Source organism: Bacteroidota bacterium (assembly GCA_026391695.1).
Taxonomy (GTDB): Bacteria; Bacteroidota; Bacteroidia; order Bacteroidales; family JAGONC01; genus JAPLDP01.
Genome location: JAPLDP010000026.1, coordinates 1 through 24,830, shown reverse-complemented (window position 1 = coordinate 24,830; position 24,830 = coordinate 1). Strand labels below are relative to the sequence as shown.

18 protein-coding genes are annotated in these 24,830 nt (G+C 42.8%); 6 read left to right on the top strand and 12 right to left on the bottom strand.

Going from position 1 to position 24,830, the window contains the following annotated elements; translation table 11 throughout:
• Positions 1-722 precede the first annotated feature (722 nt).
• The gene (locus NT175_02585) at positions 723-929 is read left to right on the top strand and encodes a hypothetical protein (GenBank protein ID MCX6233596.1); all 207 of its coding nucleotides are present in this window, start codon (positions 723-725) and stop codon (positions 927-929) included.
• The gene (locus tag NT175_02580; protein ID MCX6233595.1) at positions 919-1,245 is read left to right on the top strand and encodes a type II toxin-antitoxin system RelE/ParE family toxin; all 327 of its coding nucleotides are present in this window, start codon (positions 919-921) and stop codon (positions 1,243-1,245) included. Before NT175_02585 ends, NT175_02580 begins: the two co-directional genes overlap by 11 nt.
• Before the next feature lie 88 nt (positions 1,246-1,333).
• Here NT175_02580 and NT175_02575 read toward each other — a convergent pair whose 3' ends face one another.
• The 4 genes from NT175_02575 to NT175_02560 all read right to left on the bottom strand — a co-directional run bounded on the left by NT175_02575 (position 1,334) and on the right by NT175_02560 (position 9,918).
• Complete coding sequence (locus tag NT175_02575; protein MCX6233594.1) at positions 1,334-3,304, bottom strand: T9SS type A sorting domain-containing protein; 1,971 nt, start codon at positions 3,302-3,304, stop codon at positions 1,334-1,336.
• Positions 3,305-3,311: 7 nt separating this feature from the next.
• Positions 3,312-5,807, bottom strand: a complete 2,496-nt coding sequence (locus NT175_02570; protein ID MCX6233593.1) for a T9SS type A sorting domain-containing protein — start codon at positions 5,805-5,807, stop codon at positions 3,312-3,314.
• Positions 5,808-6,161: 354 nt separating this feature from the next.
• Positions 6,162-9,122 (bottom strand): histidine kinase, encoded by a 2,961-nt coding sequence (locus NT175_02565; GenBank protein MCX6233592.1) that lies wholly within the window; start codon positions 9,120-9,122, stop codon positions 6,162-6,164.
• Position 9,123: 1 nt separating this feature from the next.
• The gene (locus NT175_02560) at positions 9,124-9,918 is read right to left on the bottom strand and encodes a LytTR family DNA-binding domain-containing protein (GenBank protein ID MCX6233591.1); all 795 of its coding nucleotides are present in this window, start codon (positions 9,916-9,918) and stop codon (positions 9,124-9,126) included.
• A gap of 226 nt (positions 9,919-10,144) precedes the next feature.
• Here NT175_02560 and NT175_02555 point away from each other — a divergent pair, with 226 nt between their 5' ends.
• Entirely contained in the window at positions 10,145-11,419 is a 1,275-nt protein-coding gene (locus NT175_02555) for an OmpA family protein (protein MCX6233590.1), read from the top strand.
• A gap of 168 nt (positions 11,420-11,587) precedes the next feature.
• On the opposite strand, the gene NT175_02550 is transcribed toward NT175_02555, so the two are convergent.
• The 3 genes from NT175_02550 to NT175_02540 are packed head-to-tail and all read right to left on the bottom strand — an operon-like array spanning position 11,588 to position 13,970.
• Positions 11,588-12,301, bottom strand: coding sequence for a LytTR family DNA-binding domain-containing protein (locus NT175_02550; GenBank protein ID MCX6233589.1), 714 nt, complete (start codon positions 12,299-12,301; stop codon positions 11,588-11,590).
• A gap of 4 nt (positions 12,302-12,305) precedes the next feature.
• Positions 12,306-13,358 (bottom strand): histidine kinase, encoded by a 1,053-nt coding sequence (locus NT175_02545; protein ID MCX6233588.1) that lies wholly within the window; start codon positions 13,356-13,358, stop codon positions 12,306-12,308.
• 9 nt (positions 13,359-13,367) lie between these two features.
• Positions 13,368-13,970 carry a hypothetical protein gene (locus NT175_02540; protein ID MCX6233587.1) on the bottom strand — a complete coding sequence of 201 codons (603 nt, stop codon included), beginning with the start codon at positions 13,968-13,970 and terminating at the stop codon, positions 13,368-13,370.
• Between the two features lie 403 nt (positions 13,971-14,373).
• Between NT175_02540 and NT175_02535 the strand changes: the two genes are divergently transcribed.
• Both NT175_02535 and NT175_02530 read left to right on the top strand, forming a co-directional pair.
• Positions 14,374-14,826, top strand: coding sequence for a radical SAM protein (locus tag NT175_02535; GenBank protein MCX6233586.1), 453 nt, complete (start codon positions 14,374-14,376; stop codon positions 14,824-14,826).
• A 12-nt stretch (positions 14,827-14,838) separates the two neighbouring features.
• On the top strand, positions 14,839-15,372 hold the full coding sequence (locus NT175_02530; protein MCX6233585.1) for a hypothetical protein: 534 nt from the start codon (positions 14,839-14,841) through the stop codon (positions 15,370-15,372).
• Between the two features lie 444 nt (positions 15,373-15,816).
• Here NT175_02530 and NT175_02525 read toward each other — a convergent pair whose 3' ends face one another.
• The 3 genes from NT175_02525 to mnmE form a co-directional block, all read right to left on the bottom strand.
• Positions 15,817-17,253 (bottom strand): T9SS type A sorting domain-containing protein, encoded by a 1,437-nt coding sequence (locus NT175_02525; GenBank protein ID MCX6233584.1) that lies wholly within the window; start codon positions 17,251-17,253, stop codon positions 15,817-15,819.
• A gap of 30 nt (positions 17,254-17,283) precedes the next feature.
• Positions 17,284-18,936 (bottom strand): T9SS type A sorting domain-containing protein, encoded by a 1,653-nt coding sequence (locus tag NT175_02520; protein MCX6233583.1) that lies wholly within the window; start codon positions 18,934-18,936, stop codon positions 17,284-17,286.
• A 206-nt stretch (positions 18,937-19,142) separates the two neighbouring features.
• A complete protein-coding gene (mnmE, locus tag NT175_02515) occupies positions 19,143-20,546 on the bottom strand; it encodes a tRNA uridine-5-carboxymethylaminomethyl(34) synthesis GTPase MnmE (protein ID MCX6233582.1) in 1,404 nt (467 codons plus the stop codon).
• A gap of 237 nt (positions 20,547-20,783) precedes the next feature.
• Here mnmE and sucD point away from each other — a divergent pair, with 237 nt between their 5' ends.
• A complete protein-coding gene (sucD, locus tag NT175_02510; protein ID MCX6233581.1) occupies positions 20,784-21,653 on the top strand; it encodes a succinate--CoA ligase subunit alpha in 870 nt (289 codons plus the stop codon).
• A 59-nt stretch (positions 21,654-21,712) separates the two neighbouring features.
• On the opposite strand, the gene NT175_02505 is transcribed toward sucD, so the two are convergent.
• Together NT175_02505 and NT175_02500 are read right to left on the bottom strand one after the other, a co-directional pair.
• Positions 21,713-23,134 carry a hypothetical protein gene (locus tag NT175_02505; GenBank protein MCX6233580.1) on the bottom strand — a complete coding sequence of 474 codons (1,422 nt, stop codon included), beginning with the start codon at positions 23,132-23,134 and terminating at the stop codon, positions 21,713-21,715.
• Positions 23,135-23,332: 198 nt separating this feature from the next.
• Positions 23,333-24,670 carry a T9SS type A sorting domain-containing protein gene (locus NT175_02500; GenBank protein ID MCX6233579.1) on the bottom strand — a complete coding sequence of 446 codons (1,338 nt, stop codon included), beginning with the start codon at positions 24,668-24,670 and terminating at the stop codon, positions 23,333-23,335.
• Between the last annotated feature and the right edge of the window lie 160 nt (positions 24,671-24,830).

The following is a 24,830-nucleotide window of genomic DNA, read 5'->3' as shown; positions in this document are numbered from 1 at the left end:
AATCGGCTGTCCGACTAATTTTATTTCTGTATCTTTACCCATGTTGCAGTTTTTGGTTCGCAAAACAAAACTACAACATTGAGGGGAAACCCGTTGGGAGTACCCTCTTTTGTATTAATTTAGTCGGTCAGTAGTGATTTTTTTATAGTGAACTTAAAAAACATCAGATAAGTGATGGAAAGCCCAAACGCAACAGAGTCTTTACTATGAGCGACAGGGAAGTAATGACCATTGCCTATTCATTTCTTCCTGAAAAACCTTCTATTCATTATGAAATCGTTGATTCACCACAGTTATTATTATTCTGAGTTTATGTCGGACTCACGTCAATTTATGCAAAAAACGATTTTTCAATCCCAAAAGTAATACACCCAACACTAATAAACAGTCCCGTTGAGCGAACGGCATATTTTACTGAATGAAAGGTGGTTAAGGGACGGGGAGCGGTGGCAGTTGACAGTAAGCAGTTTGCAATGTGAACGATTTAAATCGGCCATCGGAAATCGGCAATCGTGCAATTTTTCCCGGCCATCGGCCATCGGAAATCGTGCAATCATCAAATTTTTCGGCAGTTTCTCATAAATTGAGATTACCATTTGAACACCAACGTACCTCTGGCTATCAGTTCATCGAAATTACTATTATCTTTCAGTGGGTTTTGCAACAGATGTTACTTCGGAAATGTTTTTTTTCACTATCTTTGTACTATTAAACACCAATATATGAAAGTAATACTAGATATTCAGGATCAAAAAGCTTCCTTTTTTCTGGAACTTTTGAAAAATTTCAAATATGTCAAAGCTAAACCGCTTACGCCTTCCTATGCAATTGTGCTTGAAGAGCTTAAGGAAGCAGTTGAAAATATGAAATTAGTTGCCGATGGGAAATTAAAACCCCGCCCTGCTGAAGACCTTCTCAATGAACTATAGCATTTATACAATACCCCCATTCGACAAACAGTTAAAGCGATTGGCTAAAAAGTATCCTTCACTCAAAAATGATTTTTCTGAATTTTTGAAGTCATTGAAAGAAAACCCTGAGCAAGGAACTGCCTTAGGTAACAATTGTTTTAAAATCCGACTTGCTATTGCCAGTAAAGGCAAAGGAAAAGCTGGTGGGGCTAGAGTTATAACTCATTATAAGGTAATTCAGTCTGCTGTTTATTTACTTTCAATTTACGATAAATCAGAAAAAGAGGACATTCCCAATAAATACATCATCGATTTACTTAAGTATATTTCGTAATTCCTAAACACAAGTACCTGACAGTCAGCAATGGTTCATTGATCTTTGGGAGGCTGGGCTGCTTGATTACTTTGCAATAATAAGTTACTTACTTCACAGCCACCTTCACATTTAATGATTCATTTCCATTTTGCACTTTCAGCACATACAATCCGGCCGCTATATTGTCGATATCAAAAATCAAAATATGATCTCCCTTCACACCTTGCCTGGTTTGCTGCCGGATAATTTTTCCTGTTAAATCGAAAAGAGAAATAGTTAAATCTGTATTTTTTTCAAGGGTGAATGCGATATGCAGTGAACCGTTGGAAACAGGATTTGGATAAACAGATACATTGTTTTTTACAGTCGGTATATTTTCTATACCTGCAGTGCAATCGAATGTTGCATTCAATATTTCATCTATTCCATGCCTGATGCCGGCAATGGTTGGCGAAACAATGGAGTCAATTTTCACTCCGTTACGCTGTTGCTGATACCCATCGGCATAAAACCATCCAAGAGAGGTGAAGCTCGTAGATATGCCACCTGGTAAAGTCAAATAACTCACGTTTCCGTCAGCACCGGCTGTTTGCGTTCCGATTACTTTGGAATCAGGATGATTACTTAAATACTGGCACGTATATTCCGCCTGGCTTTGTGTTTCTTCGTTCACCAGAATGTAAACTTTGCCGGAATATGCGTCCGGATTTGACCACCAGCCCAGGTTATCATAATCATTGTTCTGGTAATACCATCCGGGCATATAATAATAATAATAGGGTGCCGGTAACCAGGCCAATGCCGGATCATACCAGACAGCACTTATGATTGGTGCGGGGAATAGGAGCGGACCTAAATCCCATAGCATTCCGTTGGGGTAATTACAAATGTCAAAAATAATTGCGGAGGCATCTTTGAGTGTATTATACATATCGGGCACTTCTTCCGGTTGAAGCATTCCCATGTTCACATAACCATAACCACAAGTTGTAATGAAATAAGAAGAAGTCAAGCCATTATCATCTTTCCAGGCATGCCAGGCAGCTAAATTTACTGATCTTACGACGAAAGTTGAATATGTACTATTATTACTATCCAAAAATGTCAGGTTGAGGCTGGTGTAAGATCCCCCTCTCAGCATGTCATAATAAATATCCCTGTACAATGCGGCGGGAGTTGACGCGGGCACATAAAGAGACAATGAATCCTCAATTTCCCGGATGGGTATTCCCTTCACAGTAGTTAAAATATCTCCGGGCGATACGCCTGTTATATACTCCACCCTGGTTACGACACATTGGGTATCAACTCTTGTGAAATAAATTGTTGGCAAATAATATCCTCCCCAAAAATTATTTGATATCGTAGTACTGTTAGTAAATCCATGCGAGTCGTTAATCCTGGTCACCAGTTTCAGGAAAGTTACATGAAAATCAATGACCGTTGTAGCCTGTCTTATCAGAGGGATAAACTGGTACAATGTGCTGTCCCACGGCTGGTCCATGATGTTTCTGTATGGGGAAAAATAGTTGATCACGTTCCAGTAATAGAACATAGTGGTCAATCGATTCGCTTCATTGGTATAGTCTATTGGCATGGATAAGGGATCATCCCTGAAATCGATATAGCTGTAATAACCCGGAGTTGAATAATCATTGAACTTCACTAAACAGGTTGAAGTATCCGGATAGATGTACATTGAAAACGTCTCCAGAAAATCCCTGACAGTTTGAGAAAACGCGGGATCCTTAATCCAGGAATCATCAAAATTAAAGTTGGTATCAGGTTCCGGACCCGGAGTTGCACAGTATGAATTGTTGCCCACCTTGTAAAACATATTTCTCAACGCATTATTGAAATCAGCATTGCTGTTCGCAACCAACACCTCATTAATGGTTGTATTCAGAAGAGTATCCCATTTAAGATCGCATTTATGCTGATTGAAATATTTAAAGTATCCCCATGTTTTGCACAAGCGGTAAAGGCGACCGTTTGTATCATCAGGAATTTGGGCATTTGCTTGTTGCAGGCCAATGGTTGCAAGCAGAACCACCATGAATAAAAATAACTTTCTCATAAGAAGTTTAATTTTTTTGAATAATTATCTTGTGCATAAATACTGCCGACTCATTCCCGATCTGCAGGAAATAAATACCATTAGGTGCACCTGTCAATTCTATCCTTTTATTATCATGCCCTCTTAAAGTCACATTTCTTTCTTCAAAGATGGCTTCACCCAATGTATTAAACACTCGTAATGTCAAAATTTCCTCTTTTTTGTTATGAAGGCTAAGCCTGAAAATTCCATTGTTTGGATTAGGGGAAATGCGGACTGAAATACTATTTTCTGCATCGCTCAATCCGATCGTATTATCCACTGTAATGGCTAATGCTTCTGACCAGACGCTTTGTCCGCATTCATTCACACCCCTTACCGAAAGATTGACTATACCCAGGAAATTGGAATTCCAGGTGACTAAAGCGGTTGTTGTGTCAAGGATACTGATTGTTCCGGCATCCGATGGAAACAGCGACCATTCATAAGAAGCAGAGCTTAAACTTCCCTCAGTAGTATATTCGGTCTCTGTGTTATAAAACAGGTCGACGTAATCAGGCCCCAGAGGTACAGGTGGGATTTCAGGGATATAGATTACATAGACCATAACAGCGCCTTCCATCATACCTGAACACAGGGTCGAATTTTCTGTTGCCATTATGGTATAGGTTCCGGGGGAAGTAATATTCGGGAAGCTGATCATACTCCCGTTCCCCTGCATTGTGATGCCTGTTGGCTGGTCGTCAAGATACAGCTCATAGGTATGATTGGTCTGGGAGCCACTGAGTTCAATGGTGCTGCCACTGGTGCCAAAGCAGTAAGGCCCACCACCGGTCACAGCATATGCAGTGGGTAATGGAGATATAGTAACGATAAGAGGTGTGGAGAACGCACTTTCACCGCATTCATTGAACGCTTGAACACTAATAGAGGCATCGCCTGTAAAATCGTTTGTCCAGTTAACTGTAATCATTGTTCCGAAACCGTTAAATACTCCGGCATCAGCAGGGATAATTTGCCATGTATAGCCATTGGCTTCAGGAGATCCGGAAGTTGCGTACTCAGAGTTCGATGGATTCTGGCAAAGTTCTTCCTGGCCAATAGGAGATTCGGGCACCGGAGGCGATAACGGAAGTACAGTAATGTAAGCCGTTTTGGTGATCTGGTCATCCGAGGAGCTATTGGATGCAAACAGGGTCACATCGTAGGAACCTAGCGAGTTGTAAACTATCTGCGGACCCTGTTGATTAGATGTTCCGGGTGTTCCCCCCTGAAAAGTCCACAGCCATTGCGTTGGATAACATGAGGTAAGGTTGGTAAACTGTACCGTATCTCCCGGGCAGGGAGTGGTTGTATTTGCTGTAAAATCAGTTGTCAATATGCATCCCCCTGTGGGATTCCGTTTATAATAGATTTCAAAGTTTGAATCACGAAGGTCATGCCAGATAACATGCAATATCTGATTGGAAACAGCGATGAAAGGTCTCTGTGAACAAAATGAAACATCATTTAGCAGAATGTCCGTATCCCAAGTGATACCGCCATCGACGGAGCATTTATAGAATATTTCCGGGAATCCTTTTTGGTAGTCCTCCCAAACAACACTCACAAGTGGACCAGATAATGATATATTTGGAGACCAGGAATCAGTATTGGCAATTCGTGTATCCTCGCTCCAGCTTAATCCTCCATCAACAGACTGTTTGTAGAATATCTCACCTATCCCTTCACGAAGTTCACACCATACAATATGAACGAAAGGTCCGGACATTGATATTGAAGGAAGTTGTGAAGGGACAGGATTATTGGTTAATCGCACATCTTGTTCCCAGCTTAACCCTTCATCTGCAGAATGCTTTGAGTATATCTCCAGATTCCCGTCACGCCTGTCATTCCATACGCATAGAATATCCGTACCTGTTGAAGCAATGGAGGGATTATATGCATTATAAGAGTTATCCGATAGCCATTTTTCTTCTTCCCAACTAATACCTTCGTCAGTGGAGTTGTTATAATGTATCATCCAGATTCCAAGATCATAGTCATAATCAACCCATACAACATGCACATTTGAACCGGATGCTGAAACAGACGGGCCATAGGAGTTAAAAAGGTCATTAGTTAAACGCATCTCTTCTTCCCAGTTTGTGCCTCCATCTGTTGAGCGTCTGTAATAGATTTCAGAATTCCCAGTCTTCGAATCACACCACACAACATGCACTACTGAACCGGATACTGATATAGAAGCAGAAGTCGATTTTGCCGGGTCATTGGTAAGCCGTGTAGCTGTTTCCCAGCTTACCCCTTCATCTGTTGAGCGCATGTAGTAAATTTCCCAGTTCCCGTCACTCTTGTCGTACCATACAACATGCACAGTATCACCGCTGACAGCTATACTATGGGTCATACCCCAATACGTCAAGGAACTATCTGCATTATCGGTCAGTCTTACATCAGGCTCCCACTGAGCCTGGGAGAATTGAGCAATAAAAATAGCCACAGCAAAAAATAATAATTTTTTCATAGGAGGTGAGGGTTGGTTAAATAATCAAATATAATCTCTAAAGATACGTATTTTATTAAACAGAAAAAAGCCCAATGAGCGAACGGGGCAGTTTGCTGAATGAAAGGTGGCTGGGGGAGGGTGAATGGCAGTCGGCAGTTGGCAGTCGGCAGTCGGCAGTCAGCAGTCAGCAGTTGACAGTCAGCAGTTAGCAGTTGACAGTTGGCAGTCAGTAGCGGAGCGAAGCGACGTTCCGCAGGGCCCCGCATTCTGCGGGATAAACTACGCGAATGCGGGATTGGTAGTTGACAATTGACAATTGGCAGTTTGTTATTGGTGACCGTCGACTGCCGACTGTCAACTGCCGACTGCCGACTACCCCTCCTTATCCCCATAAGTAAATGGCACAACCAGCACCACGCGCGTTCCCGGGTTGGGGCTGCCGGGTGTAGTTTCAGAAATATCCATCGAAGTTTCAACCTTCATTTTTTTCCCGATGATCTCTATCCGTTTCCGGATCATTTCCATGCTCAAATGCAAATGGCTTTCGTTCTTTGAGGAGTATCTTTCTGATTGCTTTATACCAATGCCATTATCTTCAACGATGATTTTTAAGGCTTTTGCAGAATGCATGGAAAACGATATCCGTATTAATCCTTTTTCCTCGAGAGCAGATATTCCATGCCAGACAGAATTCTCTACAAAGGGTTGAATGAGCATTGAGGGGATATAAACCTCATCTTCTTCAATACCGTGATCAATTTCGATAAGGTATTCAAATTTATTTTCCATTCTGAACTTTTCCAGATCGAGATAAATCCTCAACCTGTTAACCTCCTCTTCCAGGTTGATCAGGGCGGAATTAATAGAACTGATGTTCAACCTTATCAGCCGGGCAAATTGGGAGAGATATAATCCTGCCTCGCCTGGCTTATTTTGTAAAAGATAGTTTTGAATCGACCCCAGCGTGTTAAATATAAAGTGCGGGTTCATCATCGATTGCAACGCCTTTTGCTCAAGCACGATCAATTGGTGATCAATTTCCTGTCGTTTTATCTGAATATTTTTTCTCCTGATAACCAGCAAGGAAACCAAACCTGCGGTCAGAAGCGATAAAACCAGGTAAAACAAGGGGTGCTGCCATATTGTGGCTTTAACAGTAATATGGTATTCAATCGGATCACTCCAGGGCGAGTTTGACTTTGCCGCCCTTAACCTGAATTTGTAATGACCTTTTTGAAGGTTTGTAAATACCACATTGTTCATTGTTCCGATATTCCATTCATCTTCATAGCCTTCGAGCATGTAAGAATATAACACCGGGTTTTGCGAATAATTAATACTTCCGAAGGAGAAATTAAATTTGTTTTTCCCCTTAATGGTTGATCCTTGAGAATAGATCCCGGCTTCTTTATCATTGATCAGTATCGACCTGAAATAAGGTACAGGAACCCGACTTCTGATATCATCCGTCAGATCTGTCGGGATAAGGGTCAAGCCATCTCCTGAGGCAATATATAATGTATCATTATAAGCCAGAATATCGCGGATATTAGAGAAGTTAATGTCAATAAGACTAAGTTGTACAGCTTTGTCATCCTGAATGTCCAGTGGATTGTCGCATTTATAAATGTTCCTGAAAGTCGATAAATACAACGCCTGATCATTATATGTGATGTGTTTAATGGGTGTATTGAATGAATAATCAAATGAAGATGTCAGATTAAATGCCCTTTTCTGATTGACCAGATAAAGGCTGTCGTACATGGTAAGGAATACATCAGCTGATGAATCCAGGATTTTGTGGTTAATCAATAATGACCTGGTAATGTGCCTAAATTCATCGTATGGTAATTTGCTTTTATCTTTCAGTATAAAATGACCATTTGATCCAACGATAACAAGGTTATTCCTCGCATCATAAAAGACTTGCCATGAATCCCCGACAGGTACATTATTAATTTCCCGAAAATTATTTTTCACTGAATATATCGTAACGGTTTGACTATACTCATCATGGATACACACTTCGTCTTTGAATTTATTAATGGTCATATTTCCTTCGGAAGGCAATTTGAATATCTTCCCGAATTTTAAACTTTTCGTGGACGGGTCTGTCGAAACACCTGTCAAAACAAAACGGTTTCTATCATAACTGCCAATTATCAGCGTGTTGTTTTCTAAGGCGTCTATTTGGTTAAATATATAATTCAAATAACTGAAATTATAGCTATAAAATTCATTGTTTCTGTATAAAAAGACTTTGTTGCTGTAAATACCCCATATTCCACCTTCAGGGTCTGTGCATAATGCATCGACTCCTTCATCTTGAAAATATGAATTATCGAAATGCTTATAATACAAAAGGTAGGGGGAGATTTTATAAGCTCCATTCTTTGAGTTTATCCAAATGTTTCCTTCATGATCTTTCCGGATCCAGGTGATTTCTTTGACATCAAAATGATAGATTATTTGTTTATTTTTCAGACAGTATAATCCTTTAACCGGGGAGCTGATCCACAACTTGCCATCGGTGTCTTCCAGGATCATACCCTCTTTATCGAGCGCCGTTTCCATGAAGTTTGTCGTATCCACCGGGACTCCGTTCAGGTATTTGATTAATACAGAAGTTTGGGCTTCCGGATAAGCGATGACATCATACATAACGGTGTCTCCGAGGGGATAGATATTATGGTACCTTTCAAAATAGGCCAAGGGTATTGGTTTTTCTGCCAGGTCTTTTGTTTTAAAAATACCCATGTATGTCCAAATCATAAATTCGCCGGAAGGAATCCTGGCCAAATATTGAATATTCATGCCATCGGTTGTAATTGAATCAGATTCAAGGGGAACACTAGGCAATTCGAATTGGGTTACGTTGTTATTCGTGTCCAAAACAATGATTTTACGACCATGATAATTATAGAAATAAAGGTTGCGTTCCTTGTCCTGTACAAAATTCCAGTTGCCTCTCAACTTTTTAAGAAATGGCGCATTAGTACTGTTATATATTTTATTTTGATAGAAGAAGTTCATGGTCGAACCGATACAAAAGAACCATACCCGCCCGAAAGAATCTACTTTGACATAGATGACATGATTCTGGTTTAATCCATCCCTCATGCTATAATTTGTAAAAGACGAGCCATCATACCTCACAAGCCCTCCTCGGGTGGCAAACCAGATGAATTTTTCGCCGTCCTGTTCTATGCAATTAATGCTGTTGGAAGGCAGGCCGTCAGAAGTAGTATAAAGCTGAACAAAAGGATTCTGGGCCGGTAGATTTAGGCCGGCAAAAAATAAGATTACGATAAAAAATATGTCCCTTTTTCTCACATCAATCTATTCCTTTCGAAAAATGTTTAACCGCCTCACGAAATTCATTGAGCTTTCTCCTTGAAATGCTTAGCCTTGTGCCATCCGTAAGTTCGGCAAAGTTCCCCTCATAACTGGAGTATGCCTTCAGGAAATTCAGATTGATGATCGTTGATTTATGAATTCTGAAGAAATTGGGATGCTCAAGTATTTTCTCAAACTCTCCCAACGAGCGGGTGGCAACGATCTTATCCAGACCCGAAATGTGCAGGATCGTATAATTGCTGTCGGCTTGTAAATACATCAGGTCGGAAACGTTGACCATTCTGAATCCAAACTGCTCGGCAATGGTGATTTTATTGATGATTTTATTTTCCGAATGGATCTGCTCATGCAGGTTATTCAGCGATTGGCTGTATATTGATTGGGCTTCAGCTTTGCTGCGCCTCAGCTCATGGTAATGAATAGCTTTGGACACCGCTTCACGGAGTTCGTCATGATTGACTGGTTTTAACAAATAGTCGATGGCATTGGCTTTTAATGCACGCAGGGCATATTCCTGGTAAGCCGTGACGAAGATGATCCCGTATTTCTCTTTTTCGATGGAACGGAGAAAAGCAAAGCCATCTTCTTTGGGCATCGAAATGTCGAGAAAGATAAAATCGACCTCGTGGATTTTTAATAATTCGCGTCCTTCGTTAGCCGAAGCAGCCGCTCCGCATACATGAATTTCGGGGCAATATTGTTTGAGCAACAACTCCAGCGCTTCACGAATATTCCGTTCATCATCAATGATGATGGCATGATATGGTTTCATGTAACGAAATTACGATAATAAAGTCAGTAAAAATTACCGAATGAGTGAGATGCACCCTTTATCTATTGAATGGTGGTTTTTCAGGAAAGAACGGCATGAAATTGAGCGATTGCCGATGGCCGATTGAGCGATTTATTTTGGGACTCGGCCATCAACAAACTGATTTTTTTGTACTTTAGCATAATATTAATATTCATAAATAAACATATTTAAAACCGGATTAGCCATGAAATCATTATTAACATCGATGTTTTTAGTTTGTGCACTTGCCTTAACAAGCAGTGTTTCAGCGCAGATCAATCTTGGAAAGAAAATTAAAGACCGCGCTGTCCAGCGCACCGACCAGGGCATCGATAAAGGTCTTGATGCCGCGGAAAAGGATATTAAGGGTGAGAATAAAGATGACAAAGCAAAGACGGACGATGCTGCTAAAAAAGAAGCGGAAAATCCCTCCGACGCAAACAAAGAAAGTGTAAAGACTGATACTTTAAAAAAGGAGCAGCCTGCCCTTCAAACCTATTCCAAATACGATTTCATCGCTGGTGAGAAAGTCATTTTCTATGATGATTTCAGCCAGGATGCGGTGGGTGATTTCCCGGTATTATGGAATACGGATGGCTCAGGCGAGGTGGTTACGACAAACCTTTACCCCGGCAATTGGTTTAGCATTACAAATGCGCGGTCGGCAGTGACCCTTTTAGAGCCATTGGATCTGCCTGAAAATTACACCATTGAGTTTGATGTGATACCACAAAAAGATCCCAATAATTTCAATGATTCCAAATTCTATTTTTATCTTATCAGTACGCCACAGCCCAAAAACATTGGATATGGCGGATCCAGACCCGGAGCTACCGGAATCTGTTTTGATTTCGCTTATTCAAACTATTATAGCACCTATTATGCCGATGGAAGCCCTACCCTTGATGGCAATACGCAAGAATTTAAACTGGTAGTTGATAAAAAATACAGGATCTCTATATGGGTACAGAAGGAACGGATCAGGCTTTATGTGGATGAGAATAAGCTGTGGGATCTGCCTAAGGCCATGTCAAAAAATTATAAGTACAACATGATCAGGTTCCAGGATGGACGTCCGATGTTCACCAACATCAGGGTGGCTGTCGGCCGGCCCGACATGCGCAGCAAATTGATCACAGAAGGTAAATTGGTGACCTACGGTATTTATTTCGATGTCAATAAAGATGTCGTGAAGCCCGAGTCATATGGCACATTGAAAGAAATTTCAAAGGTGCTGACCGAAAATCCCGATGTAAGGGTTAAAATTATCGGCCATACCGATTCCGATGGCGCCGATGCCGCTAACCTCGACCTCTCAAAGCGTCGCGCCGCATCAGTAAAGGATGAATTAAGCAAGAATTTCGGCATTGACGCTTCACGTATGGAAACCGACGGCATGGGCGAAACGCAGCCGGTAGCGCCCAACGACACACCATCCAACAAAGCACTCAACCGCAGGGTGGAGTTTGTTAAGTTGTAATGCTTTTATTCGACACCGGTCTACAATTAGCATACAAGAGCTAATTATAACTTCCTTTAAAAAGAAAGCAGCGTAAATAAAAATCAGCGATTGAACGATGGCCGATTGAACGATTTATTTCGGCCATCGGCCATCGGCCATCGGCAATCGTGCAATCATTTCGGTTTATCAGTGAAGTGACCCGGAATCGGCCAGCCTTTTCATCAGATGCTCTTTATAAGAAGCTCCCACAGGTAATTTTTCTTTTCCAATGTTCACTTCATTACCTTCAACGTACTTTACATGCTTCAGATTGATAAGAAAGGACTTATGGATGCGGATGAACGGATCTTCCGGAAGCGTATGCTCCATATTCTTCATGGTGTCATGAATGATAATGACCTGTTCTTGTGTCACAAGCTTCAGATAATCCCCGGCAGATTGTATATAATAAAGGGCATCGTATTCAATTTTGTAGATTTTCTTATCTGACTTAACAACAATGTAACTGTTCTTGGCATCTTTCAGATCTGACTTTGCCGACAGCCGGTCAAAGGCTTTGTTCACCGCTTTTAAAAACCGTTCATAACCAAAAGGCTTTACAAGGTAATCCACTACATCAAGTTCAAAACCTTCAATCGCATATTCCGGGTAAGCTGTTGTAAAAATGATCAGAGGAGACTTTTCCATGGCTTTGACCATGCCGATCCCCGAAAGCCTGGGCATGTTGATATCGAGGAAGACCAGGTCAATTCTGCCATCCCTGATCAATTCCATGGCTTCGAAGGCATCGGAACAGCTTCCTGAAAGCAACAATTGGGGTGTGCCGGAAACATATTTTTCCAGTACTTCCCGCGAAAGCGGCTCATCGTCAACGATTATACAGGATAGTTGCCTGCTCATGGATTTATCGTTTGGTTAATTTCAGTGAAACGGAAAACTCGTCCTCACTCTCTTTAATATCCAGCGAGTGATTACCGGAATACTCAAGCTCCAGCCTGCGCCGGACATTTTCAAGGCCGATGCCACTTTTCTTCTCTTTCCCGATCTCATCACCCTTACCCTTATTGTTTGATAGCTGGAAATGAATGATATCCTGATCAATATCAATACGAAGATGAACATATCCCCCTGCTGTGTCCCCCTTGATCCCATGCTTGAAACTGTTTTCAAGAAAAGGCAGAAAAATGAGCGGTGCCACTTTGATCGCGCTGGGATCACCCTTTACCTCAAAGGTAATATTGGCTTTCTGGTCGCTGCGGATCTGCTGCAGCTCAATGTATTTCTCCAGGAATGCCACCTCTTTTGTCAATTCGATAAGATCCTCACCGGTTTCATAGATTATGTAGCGGAACATGTCGGAAAGTGCCAGAATAACCTGTGGTGTTTCATCCGCCTTTTTTAGTGAGAGCGAATAGATATTATTCAGGCTGTTGAAAAGAAAGTGGGGATTGACCTGTGATCGTAGAGCTTTTAACTCGGTATGCGTCTTTTCCTGTTCGATCTGGGCCAGTCTGGTCTGCGATTCAAGCAGTTCAAACCACTCTTTCGACAGCTTCAGCAGGCTTGAAAGAACCAGGTAGACAATATGGAACTGGAGTATATCTGTAAAATCATAGTAGGAAATAAAATAATATCCCGGAAATAATTTGTCGATCAGGTAATCGAAGATGAAAATATTGAGTTGGGATACTACTAGCAGATTGATAGCAAAAAATACCGCAAATAAGATGATCTTTTTTCTTTTCAGAAAGACCGGTATCAGCAGCCGCAGGTTGATGTAAACGCCTATGATCAGGCTGATATGGAAAAAGGCAGTATAAAGATAATCGATGGGTTCAGCCTGACTCGATAGCCGAAAATAGTTTAGCAGGACAAGGAATGAGAAACCCCAGAAGGCCAGGTGCTGAACCCATCGGCTGGTGACGATCCGACGGAATATTTTTTTATGGGTATCCATGAATATGTATTATCGTTTACGGATCAGCACCTCAGGATCGATATATGCTTCCGGATCATCGGCATACTTGGCGACAAATTTCTGCAATTCTTCGGTTGATGCGGTCAGGACGATCTGATCCTCGAGCTTTTCGTGGGATATCCGGATCCTGTTCTCTTCAAAGAGCTTCTTCAGCCAATCCGGATCAAACCTCCAGATAGTAAGTGTATCATTTGAAATCCTGAATTTGGCGAACGTATGAGCCGGGATCAGGTGGATAGCCAGCAACGTGTTCATTTTATCCAGATATTCATTATCACCGGGATAAAAGTCCATGAAGGTCGCGCCGCCGAGCCTGACAAGGTTTACTTCGAGGTTTGCCGGAGTGGAATCTCTTTGAAACAAATCATTTTTTTTGGGCAATTCGAAATAAGTGAAGGTATAGGATGGCTGATCGTCCGGATCCGCAATGATGTAATACATCGAAGTGCCTTCGGCAGAGAGCCAGACACCCATGATCTCATCCATACTAATGCGGTCTTTGTCGGTATACAGCGGGTGGAGCGAGGGGATACACCCTGCCAGGAGCATGAACATGAAGGCCAGCGTGGCCAGTACTTTTTTTGTTTTCATAACAATTGGTTTTAAAATTACAATTAAAATTCCTGACAAAGGAAACCAACGCCCCAGGGATATGCAATTTTTTTCGATGAACGTAAAAAATATCGGGATGAAGCGAAAAAATTGAGCGATTGAACGATGGCCGACGTCCGACGTCAGATTTAAATCGCTCAATCGATCAATCGGCCATCGGCAATCGTGCAATTTCCCCCAATATTATTTATGTTCATCCGGTGATTTCCGCTCTTCACCGATTTTTACTTTCTTGAAAGCAAGAGAACAGTAATTTTGACACCATAAATTTTCAAAGAGACCATTCATAAACTATATTTCCCACTTTGACGCCCGTATCGAAAGCACTTTTAAGCAGGCATTCAGGATCTCATGGCGTAATCCTTCGATGGCGGCATTTCTCATGAAGACCATCAGAAGGCAGCGGAAGGCTGCTGAACTGAGGGAACAGTGGCGGGCGGAAGGGCTGCAGGTGCCACCGATGATGATCGTCAGCATCACACAGCAGTGCAACCTCCGCTGTAAGGGATGTTATGCCAATGTATTTAAGATAAACGGATCCCAGGAGCTGACGGGAACCCGGTTTGAGGATCTGCTCAGGGAGTCATCCGAGCTGGGTATCTCGACTATCTTCCTGGCCGGCGGTGAACCGCTGCTCCGGAAGGATATCCTGGAAGTGACCGGCCGTTACCGCCACATCATTTTTCCTTTCTTTACCAATGGCACCCTCATCAACGACCAGTGGCTCAATGTTTTCCATGGACAAAAGAACCTGATTCCCATTATCAGCCTCGAAGGACAAAGGGAGCAGACTGACGAGCGTCGTGGCAGAGGAGTGTACGATATGTTTCTTTAAGCAGCGGACAAAATGAAAAAGCAACGATTTTTTTGGGGTGTATCCTTCACTCTGACCAGCAGGAATTATGAGGCTGTCCTCGAAAAGTCATTCCTAAGCCAGCTGATCAAGGATGGCTGCAGCATGTTTTTCTTTATTGAATACGTTCCCGTTGCAGACGGAACGGAGTATCTGACGATAAGCCTGGAGCAGCGGAAAGCACTGCTCGATATACTGAACAGATACCGGGAAGAGCTCCCCGGATTATTTATAGCTTTTCCGGGCGATGAAGAGCAGTATGGCGGCTGCCTGGCGGCAGGACGTGGATTTATCCATATCAATCCGCTCGGTAAGATAGAGCCTTGTCCTTTTGCTCCTTATTCCGATACCAACCTGAACAATGCATCCCTGAAAGAGGCCTTATCTTCTGAATTGCTCTCGAAAATCCGTGAGAACCATCATAAGCTGACAGAAACATCCGGCGGCTGCGCTTTGTGGCAGGAAAAAGAATGGCTGCAATTGCTTTTGAAAGAGAAAGAAGCGGAGCAGATAAAAATCAGGGATTGAGTGATTACGCGATTACGCGATTTCCGATTGAACGATTTAAATTTGCCATCGCGCGATTGGCCATCGGCAATCGGCAATCGTGCAATTTTTTTCGGCCATCGGATATCGGCCATCGTTCAATCGTGCAATCATTTCCCGATACAAAAAGTAAAGTAAGTTTGTAAGTGTTTGATAATAAGTTTATAAAATTCTATTTAGAAAGAATGGGGGACAAACTGGGGACAATTAACACCAAAATTTTCAATCTAAGATTGTTTTTACCACAATTGAATGTATAATTTTACCTATCCCTCATCACTATATGTCTTCTTCCTAATTTGGACAAATAAGGGAAAAACAAGCTGGTCAGTTTGCACCGTTTTCAGATAGTCAATTTGGAAGGCATATCCAGTGTGAACGCCCCCCATGCACCTAAAATGAACCGCAAATGGTTTCTGTGAATTTTTATTGTTTAATCAGTTTGCCCACCTGCACCGTCCTTTCATCTGTTACCTTCACGATATATACTCCATGCTCTATTGTGCTTACATCAATTACCGTTGTTGGTTCTGTTATTTGGTGTGTTATGAGTTGCTGATTATTTATGTTATAGATGGTTAGGAATGTGTTTTTGAATGGGGTAGTGGGTGTTTCTATAGTGATTTGGGAGGATGATGGATTGGGGTATATGTATAACTGATTTTCAAATGTGTTGTTTTCTTTATATCCAACTCCGCAGGCCGATTCCACTTCTGCCTGACTATTGCATCCCACTGCATTATCGTGGATTTCTATTGTTCCGTTTGGACTTGCCAGGTAATCACAAACGCTTTGCACTTCACAAGTAGATAAAGAATAGTTATCGAAAACATATAAGTCTGTAATAGAACCAGCATCAATACTATCCAACCCAGTTAAACTGGTCAGCGCGTCATTGTAATAAATCCCGAGGAAAAATCCGATGGAAGTCAAATTATTCAGTCCCGTCAGGCTGGTCAGCGCGTCGTTGTCGATAATATCAAGGCTAACTCCTAAAGAAGTCAATTTATCCAGTCCAGTCAAGTTGGTCAGGGCGTCGTTTTCTCTAATCCCAAGGTAACCCCCGATGGAAATCAAATTGTCCAGTCCTGCCAGGCTGGGTAGGGCGTCGTTGCTATGAATCCAAAGGGCTCCCCCGATGGAAGTCAAATTGTTCAGTCCCGTCAGGCTGGTCAGGGCGTCGTTGCTATCAATCCAGATGTAATTGTAATTTCCGATTGAAGTCAAATTATCCAGTCCCGACAGGTTGGTCAGGGCGTCGTTGTCGGTAATCGCAAGTCCACCCCCGGTGGAAGTCAGACCTTCCAGTCCCGTTAAACTGGTCAGGGTAGTATTGTCATAAATTTCAAGATAACCCCCAATAGAAGTCAGATTCTCCAATCCCATCAGGCTGGTCAGTGTCCAGTTGCTGTTGATATAAAGGTCACCTCCTGTAGAAGTCAAATTATCCAGTCCTGTCAGGCTGGTCAGGGAGTTGTTACCATTAATCCTGAGGTAACCCCCGATGGAAATCAGATTATCTAGTCCCGTTAAGCTGGTCAGGGCATAGTTAATACCAATATGAAGGTCTCCACTTATGGAGGTCATATTGTCCAGTCCCGTCAGGCTGGGTAGGGCGTCGTTTAAATAAATCGTAAGGTTTCCCCCGATAGAACTCAAAACACTTAATCCAATGAGATTAGTGATATTAACACCATCAGAAATTGTCACATCCCCTTCTATTTCCGTGCAGTTTGGATAATTAATTTGGAAATTATCAATCTCGGCTTGGGTGGAAAAAGTGATGCCTTCAGGTAGGCAAGGCTGTGATGATGCAATATTTAACGCAAACAGTGCAATAAATAGGATATAGAACTTTTTCATATCAACAAGTTTTGGAAACACTTACCAACATTATTGTTTAATCAGTTTGCCCACCTGCACTGTTCTTTCATCTGTTATCTTCACGATATATACTCCACTCACTAATGTACTTACATCAGTCACCGTTATTTCCTCTGTTATCTGGCGTGATATGAGTTGCTGACCATTTATGTTATAGATAGTTAAGATTGTGTTTTTGAATGGAGTGGTGGGTGTTTCTATGGTGATTTGGGTGAATGATGGATTGGGGTATATGTATAACTGATTTTCAGATGAATTGCTCTGTTTATATCCAACTCCGCAGGCCGATTCCACTTCTGCCTGACTATTGCATCCCACAGCATTATCGTGGATTTCTATTGTTCCGTTTGGACTTGCCAAATAATCACAAACGCTTTGCACTTCACAAGTAGATAAAGAATAGTTATCGAAAATATATAAGTCTGTAATAGAACCAGCATCAATACTATCCAACCCAGTTAAACTGGTCAGCGCGTCATTGTAATAAATCCCGAGGAAAAATCCGATGGAAGTCAAATTATTCAGTCCCGTCAGGCTGGTCAAGGCGTTGTTGCCTTCCATGCTAAGGTCACCCCCTATGGAAGTTAAATTGTCCAGTCCCGTCAGGCTGGTCAGGGCATCGTTGTAACCAATCCAAAGGTCACCCCCAATAGAAGTCAAACCTTCCAGTCCCGTCAGTCTGGTCAGGGTGGGATTCAAATGAATATCAAGGTAACCTCCGATAGAAGTCAGATTCTCCAATCCCGTCAGGCTGGTCAGGGCGGCATTTATTTCAAATGTAAGAAAAGTCCCGATTGAAGTCAGATTATCCAGTCCTGTCAAGCTGGTCAGGGCGTCGTTGTCGGTAATCGCAAGTCCACCCCCGGTGGAAGTCAAACCTTCCAGTCCTGTCAGGCTGGTCAGGGCGTCGTTGTATTGAATCACAAACAGATTCCCCCCGGTGGAAGTCAAACCTTCCAGTCCCGTCAGGCTGGTCAGGGCGGTGTTGTTGTAAATATTAAGGTTTCCCCCGATTGAAGTCAGATTCTCCAGTCCCGTCAGGCTGGTCAGAGCGGCGTTTGAATAAACATATAGACCCCCGATGGAAGTCAGACCTTCCAGTCCCGTTAAACTGGTCAGGGTAGTATTGTCATAAATTTCAAGATAACCCCCAATTGAAGTCAGATTCTCCAGTCCCGTCAGGCTGGTCAGGGCACCGTTGTAACCAATACTAAGTCCTCCACTAAGGGAAGTCACATTGTCCAGTCCCGTCAGGCTGGTCAGAGCTTCGTTGTAAATGATATGAAGGTAATCTCCAATGGAAGTCAAATTGTTCAATCCCGTCAGGCTGGTTAGGGCTTCGTTGTTACCAATATAAAGGCAATCCCCAATGGAAGTCAAATTACTCAGCCCCATCAGGCTGGTCAGGGCATGATTGTTACCAATCGAAAAGTTTCCTCCAATAGAAGTCAAAGCACTTAATCCACTGAGATTAGTAATATTGTGAGAGCCAGCATCAGAAATTGTCACATTGCCTTCTATTTCCGTGCAGTTTGGATAATTAGTTTGGAAATTGTCAATCTGCGCTTGGGTGGAAAAAGTGATGCCTTCAGGCAGGCAAGGCTGTGATGATGCAACATTTAATGCAAACAGTGCGATAAATAGGATGTAAAACCTTTTCATAGGTTTAGTTTTAAATAGTCGTCAAAGACATTAATCACTTAAGAGCGCTTAAATATAGATAAAAAATATATGAAATTCAAAAATATAACCGTCTTTTTAAGATTACGCGATGGCCGATCCCGGCTTCGCTCGCTTCGCTTGCTCATCGGGATAAGTTCGACTACTGGTTTCCACTGCGCCTGCGGCTTGTGGAAACCAAGTCTCACTTATTTTCCCACACAAAACCGGCTAAAGATATTTCCCAGTATTTCCTCATTGGTGATCTCGCCTGTGATCTCGCCAAGGTGATATAGCGCCTGTTTGATGTCGATGGCGATAAGGTCGGTCGGTACGTTTTCATGAAAACCTTTTTCAACGGCGGCCACCGCTTCCTGTGACCGCACCAGCGCCTCATAATGCCGCGTGTTGCTTACAAGCGATGTGTCGGATAAGGATTGTGCATTGACACTCCGTACCAGGCTCTCTAATATGAGATTAATATTCTCTTTGCGTTTGGCCGAGACAAAAATGGTCTCCAGGTCGAGTAATTCAAGGAATGCCCGCGGGATTTCGACCAGCTTATCGATTTTGTTGCCGATAAGAATCCACCGTTTGCTGGTGTCTTTATGCATTTCGCGGAACTCGCCGATCACCTCTTTTGTGTCATCCATAGTGCATTCGCTCACGTCGCACACGTATAGGATGATTTCGGCCTGGCTTATCTTTTCATAGGTACGCTCGATGCCGATGGTTTCGAGCTCGTCTCTGGCATGGCGGAGGCCGGCCGTATCAATGAATCGGAAGGAGATGCCGTCAATGACAATGGTATCTTCAATGTAATCGCGTGTAGTGCCCGGTATTTCGGAGACGATGGCACGTTCTTCATTCAGTATGGCATTGAGGAGGGTCGACTTGCCAACGTTGGGCTTGCCGATGATGGCCACAGGAATGCCCTGCTTGATGACATTACCCAGCGAGAAAGAGGTGATAAGCCTGTCGAGTTCTTTTTTCAGGGAGGTGAGAAGATGCATGAGTTGTGTCCTGTCGGCGAACTCCACATCTTCTTCGCTGAAGTCGAGCTCAAGTTCCAGCAGGGAGGTGAAGTCGACGAGCTGTTGCCGGAGTTCTTTTATTTTTTGTGAGAAGCCGCCGCGCATTTGGTTCAGCGCCAGGTCATGCGAGGTTCTGGCATCGGCGGCTATCAGGTCGGCCACCGCTTCGGCCTGTGATAAGTCGAAACGGCCATTGAGGAAGGCCCGCAGTGTGAATTCACCCGGCTGCGCCTGGCGGCAGCCCCTGTCAATCAACAGCTCTATGAGCTTACGCTGTATGTACATCGAACCATGACAGGATATCTCTACAACATTTTCACCTGTATAGGAATGTGGAGCCTTAAACACGCTCACCAGCACCTCATCGAGAAGTCCGTCGGAAGATGTGATGGTGCCGAGATGAATGCTATGCGACCTGGCATTTGACAGTGTAGATTTTGCCTTTACCGGCTTAAAAATATCCCCACATATTTCTAATGCTTTTGGTCCGGAAAGCCTGACGACAGCAATGGCACCACTTCCCGGAGGAGTGGAAATGGCACAGATAGTGTCATCAGGGTTGAGAAACGGATATATCATAGTTATTTTATCTGATCAAAAATAGACAAAAATGATGAAGGTTTTATTATTCTGCGAAAAGGATTAAATTTGGAGTCCTTATGATATCTGATTAACGATAGCTGATTTTTGATTTTTGATTTGTTTTGGTATATGAAAATATTAAAAATCATCCTATTATATCAAAAATCAAATATCGTTAATCAAGTATCAGATATCAGAAGGTCAACAGAATCAAATAACTCTAAATAATTCATCATGAGCATATTAGTGAATAAGGACTCGCGTGTTGTGATCCAGGGTTTCACAGGGAAAGAAGGCACGTTTCATGGTTTGCAGATGATTGAATATGGAACCAATGTCGTCGGTGGTGTGACACCTGGCAAGGGCGGGGAATTTCACCTTGGCAGGCCTGTTTTCAATACGGTAATTGATGCGGTGAAGCATGAGGGAGCCAATGTGTCGGTTATTTTCGTGCCGCCGCCTTTTGCAGCCGACACGATCATGGAAGCTGCCGATGCCGGCATTAAGCTTATTGTTTGCATCACTGAGGGTATCCCGACAAAAGATATGGTTTTTGTGAAGGATTTCATGTGTGGCAGCAGCAGCCGATTGGTAGGTCCAAATTGCCCCGGCGTCATCACACCCGGCGAAGCCAAGGTCGGCATCATGCCCGGATATATCCATATGAAAGGTAAAATCGGCATTGTGTCACGTTCGGGCACGCTCACCTACGAAGCTGTCGACCAGCTCACCAAGATCGGACTGGGACAGTCGACCAGTATCGGCATTGGAGGCGATCCCATCATCGGCACGACGATACTTGACGTGATGCGGTTGTTTAATGCTGATGCTGAAACGGAGGGCATTGTCATGATCGGTGAGATCGGGGGCAATATGGAGGCCGAAGCAGCCTATTGGTATAAGGAGCATGGCACAAAGCCTGTTGTTGGATTCATTGCCGGTGCCACGGCGCCAAAAGGCCGCCGCATGGGGCACGCCGGCGCTATAATCGGCGGAAAAAACGATACTGCACAAGCGAAAAAAGAGATACTGCGTGAGTGTGGGATTCATGTTGTTGATTCTCCGGCGGAGATAGGGAAGAGGATGGCGGAAGTGGTAAAGTAAAATAACCACAGAGGCACACGGAGGACACACGGAGGTACGCAGAGAGGAATGGAGAGATATCAGCGGAGTCGCCGGTAAGAGCCAGGCACAAATTCATAAGCGCCCACATCGGGCTCACCATCTGCAGTGCGGTCGATACCATCAATATCATATTGTATATTAAGCAAAGCATTATTGACCACGTCAAGGCTTCCATAATTGATCACGGGTGAAATGAGCGTATCGATCGACAGGTCATATTTGGCATAATCTGTAAAGTAAGGATCTTCGTTAAAAATACAATCCTGGTAATTATAACCGGAGATTTCTGCCGTTTTAACCAGGCAATGATCGAAAGAATAATTGAACAGGGCTTTTGGTGTTTTACTAAAGTAGACTTCGTTATCATTATAGCCGTATATGATGCAATTTCCGAAATAGGCATTGTAAATGTCCCTGGCAATTGTATCGGTCACATGTCCCTGGTCATCAATCAGGAGATAGTAGTTATTCAGCACCAGCGACGAAGACTCCCGGACGGTATAATTCCAGAAGTTTCCGATAGTACAATGCCGGAAGTCGTAAGTGCCGCCCAACGACAGCACCACGGCGCTTTCGCCGCAATTGGAGAAGACACAATTGCCGGCGACAACATGTGATCCCTGTGCCAGCAGTCCATAGCCAGTCATGTTCATGATTTGTGTGTTGCTCAGCCTCAGAGTCGGATTGAGTGAGCTGCCAAGGGTGTCGACGCGCAGGCCAACAAGCCCGTTTTTTATTATGGCATAATCTATTTCATTGTCTTTGCTGCCTGCCGACAGCCATATCATACCCCATTGGCCGGGCAGATCCAGGTAGTAATCTTCCAGCCTGTCGCCCTGGAAAGTGACCGGCTCGTCAACTGTGCCCTGCACTTTCAGGGTGGCATCATGCGCAACGGCAAAAACAGCGTTATAATGCATGAAAATCCGTGCACCGGGTTTAATAGTGAGGGTAAAGGATGAGTCGATAATAATAAAACCATAGATAACATAAGGCTTGTCGTTTTCCCAGATGTCATCGGTCTGATATACCGTGTTGGAAAAGAAATGGGCATTTTGTCCGTAGGCTACCAGATTGACATCTTGTATGTTGCCATTGGTTTCGAAGACGATGGAATCGGAAACAATGAATGGATTTGACTGGTCATTGGGATCAATGGTGACGCGGATAAAGATATAGATGCTGTCGTGACCGGCGATTTCAATATCGTTGACGTTGTCAGCCGGTATGCCATCAATGTTGAGGTCGTATAGAGAGTTATTTCCAGCCAGACGGATAGATGATATTCTGACCTTATTTTCATTCCTGTTATAAACCTGAAGAACCTGTGTGGACGAGCCGATGGTAGTAAAGACAGTGTCGAAGATTACGGTGTCGTTTGAAAATTCGAGTTTAATACCTGAACTGGCATCGATGATCTCCTCTTTACGGCAGGCTGTAAAGAGGATAAATATAAACAATAGATAAAAGATTTTAGATTTTAGATTGTATTTGTTGTACAGAGAATTCATGATTAGGGCTAGGATCGGTTTTACAGACACTGGCAAAAGTAGTCATTCTTTTGAAATACGATTGGAAGGAGGATATATTGCAGGGGTAACAAAATAAAACCTCACCCGTTTGGGGTGAGGTTATTATGTATTCTGAATGTCTTATTATTATTCTATAATGAACCTGCTTATTCTTGATTCATTAGCACCTGTTATCCTCACAAAATAGACTCCTTTAGGAATGCCGGTCAAATTGACGGTAAAGGATCCCGATCCGGGCACATTAGATATTTCTTCCGAATATACCTTTTGTCCTGCAATGTTAAGGATTTCGAGGGAGAGGATTATTCCGTTCATCTTGTCAATGACAAAATTCAGATTATCCGTAACGGGATTGGGATAGATCGTGATTCGTTTATTAGCGGGAGTATCATTGACTCCGGTTATATGCAGGAAATTGCTGTAAACATATTTTGTGTTGTTGACATAATTGAGAGCTTCAGGATCAAGCACCTGGATGATCAGTTGTGTAAGGTCAATGTCGTTGAACGTATACAAGTATAAAAATCCGTCGGTGGGCACCCAAAGGCCTCCCTGCCATGTTTCGGTCTTATAACTCTGTGGCATACCCCCTTCCATGATCATGGTGGTCCGTATACTGTATACCCACACTCCCTCAATATATTCCTCCAATACGGCAACGTATCCACCTGAGGCGTCCCAGGTAAATGTTTCACGCAGCATTGGAACCCATGCTGAACCTGACCAGCCTTCCATCTTGTAGAAGTTATAAGAACCATATCCGGAATATGGATCATACATGTACCAGGAAATATCCACCAGTCTGGTACTATCAGCCCATCCGCTGTTATATGTCTGGTACAGGATAGTGGTCGGAGAACCGCTGCCATTCAGTGTATAGATATCCTTTAAGGCATATTGCCACCCATACATGAACACATAGGATTCATGAACAACTTCCTGAACATAGCTCTGACCGGTGTAAGCGTATGTATCCTTTGTTCCCGCAGCCATCATCCATGAAGTTCCATACCAATAATACATTAAATATTCAGTTTGATTGCCATTAGCATCATAGGCAATGGTGTATTTCGCCATGCTTTCCCAGGAACCTGTTGCCCAGGTTTCAATGAGCATTTGTGTGATCCTCCAGTTCTCATCATACGAATAAGTCGTACGGGTTGATTCCGTACCGGTTGAAGGATCATAATCGATAACTACATTTTCTTTGCCATTCGGATAATAGGTTATCTCTTCATACATTTCCTCAATCCAGTTTGGATCTGTCCAGGAATATATATGAATTTCCTGCGGGAGACTGATGATATCGCGTTGCTGATCAGCAAGATTCTTTTTCAGAATCTGATCATAATGCTGAAGCATTTTTTCAATTGCCGGATCTATAAGGTTCTGGGCCGATGCAGAAAACTGCATCAACAATCCGCTAATCAGAACAAATATCAGAAATGACTTAAACTTTTTCATGTTATTTTGGTTTAGGTTAATAGAGAATAAACAAAGGTCGTAAAATTTTGTTCATGTCACAAAAAAAAATTGCAGTATCGGAAAAGGATTTGTAAAATTAAGAATAATTCCAATGAAGATAAATGCCTAATTTTGAAGGTTTCAATAATTTTGGATGATC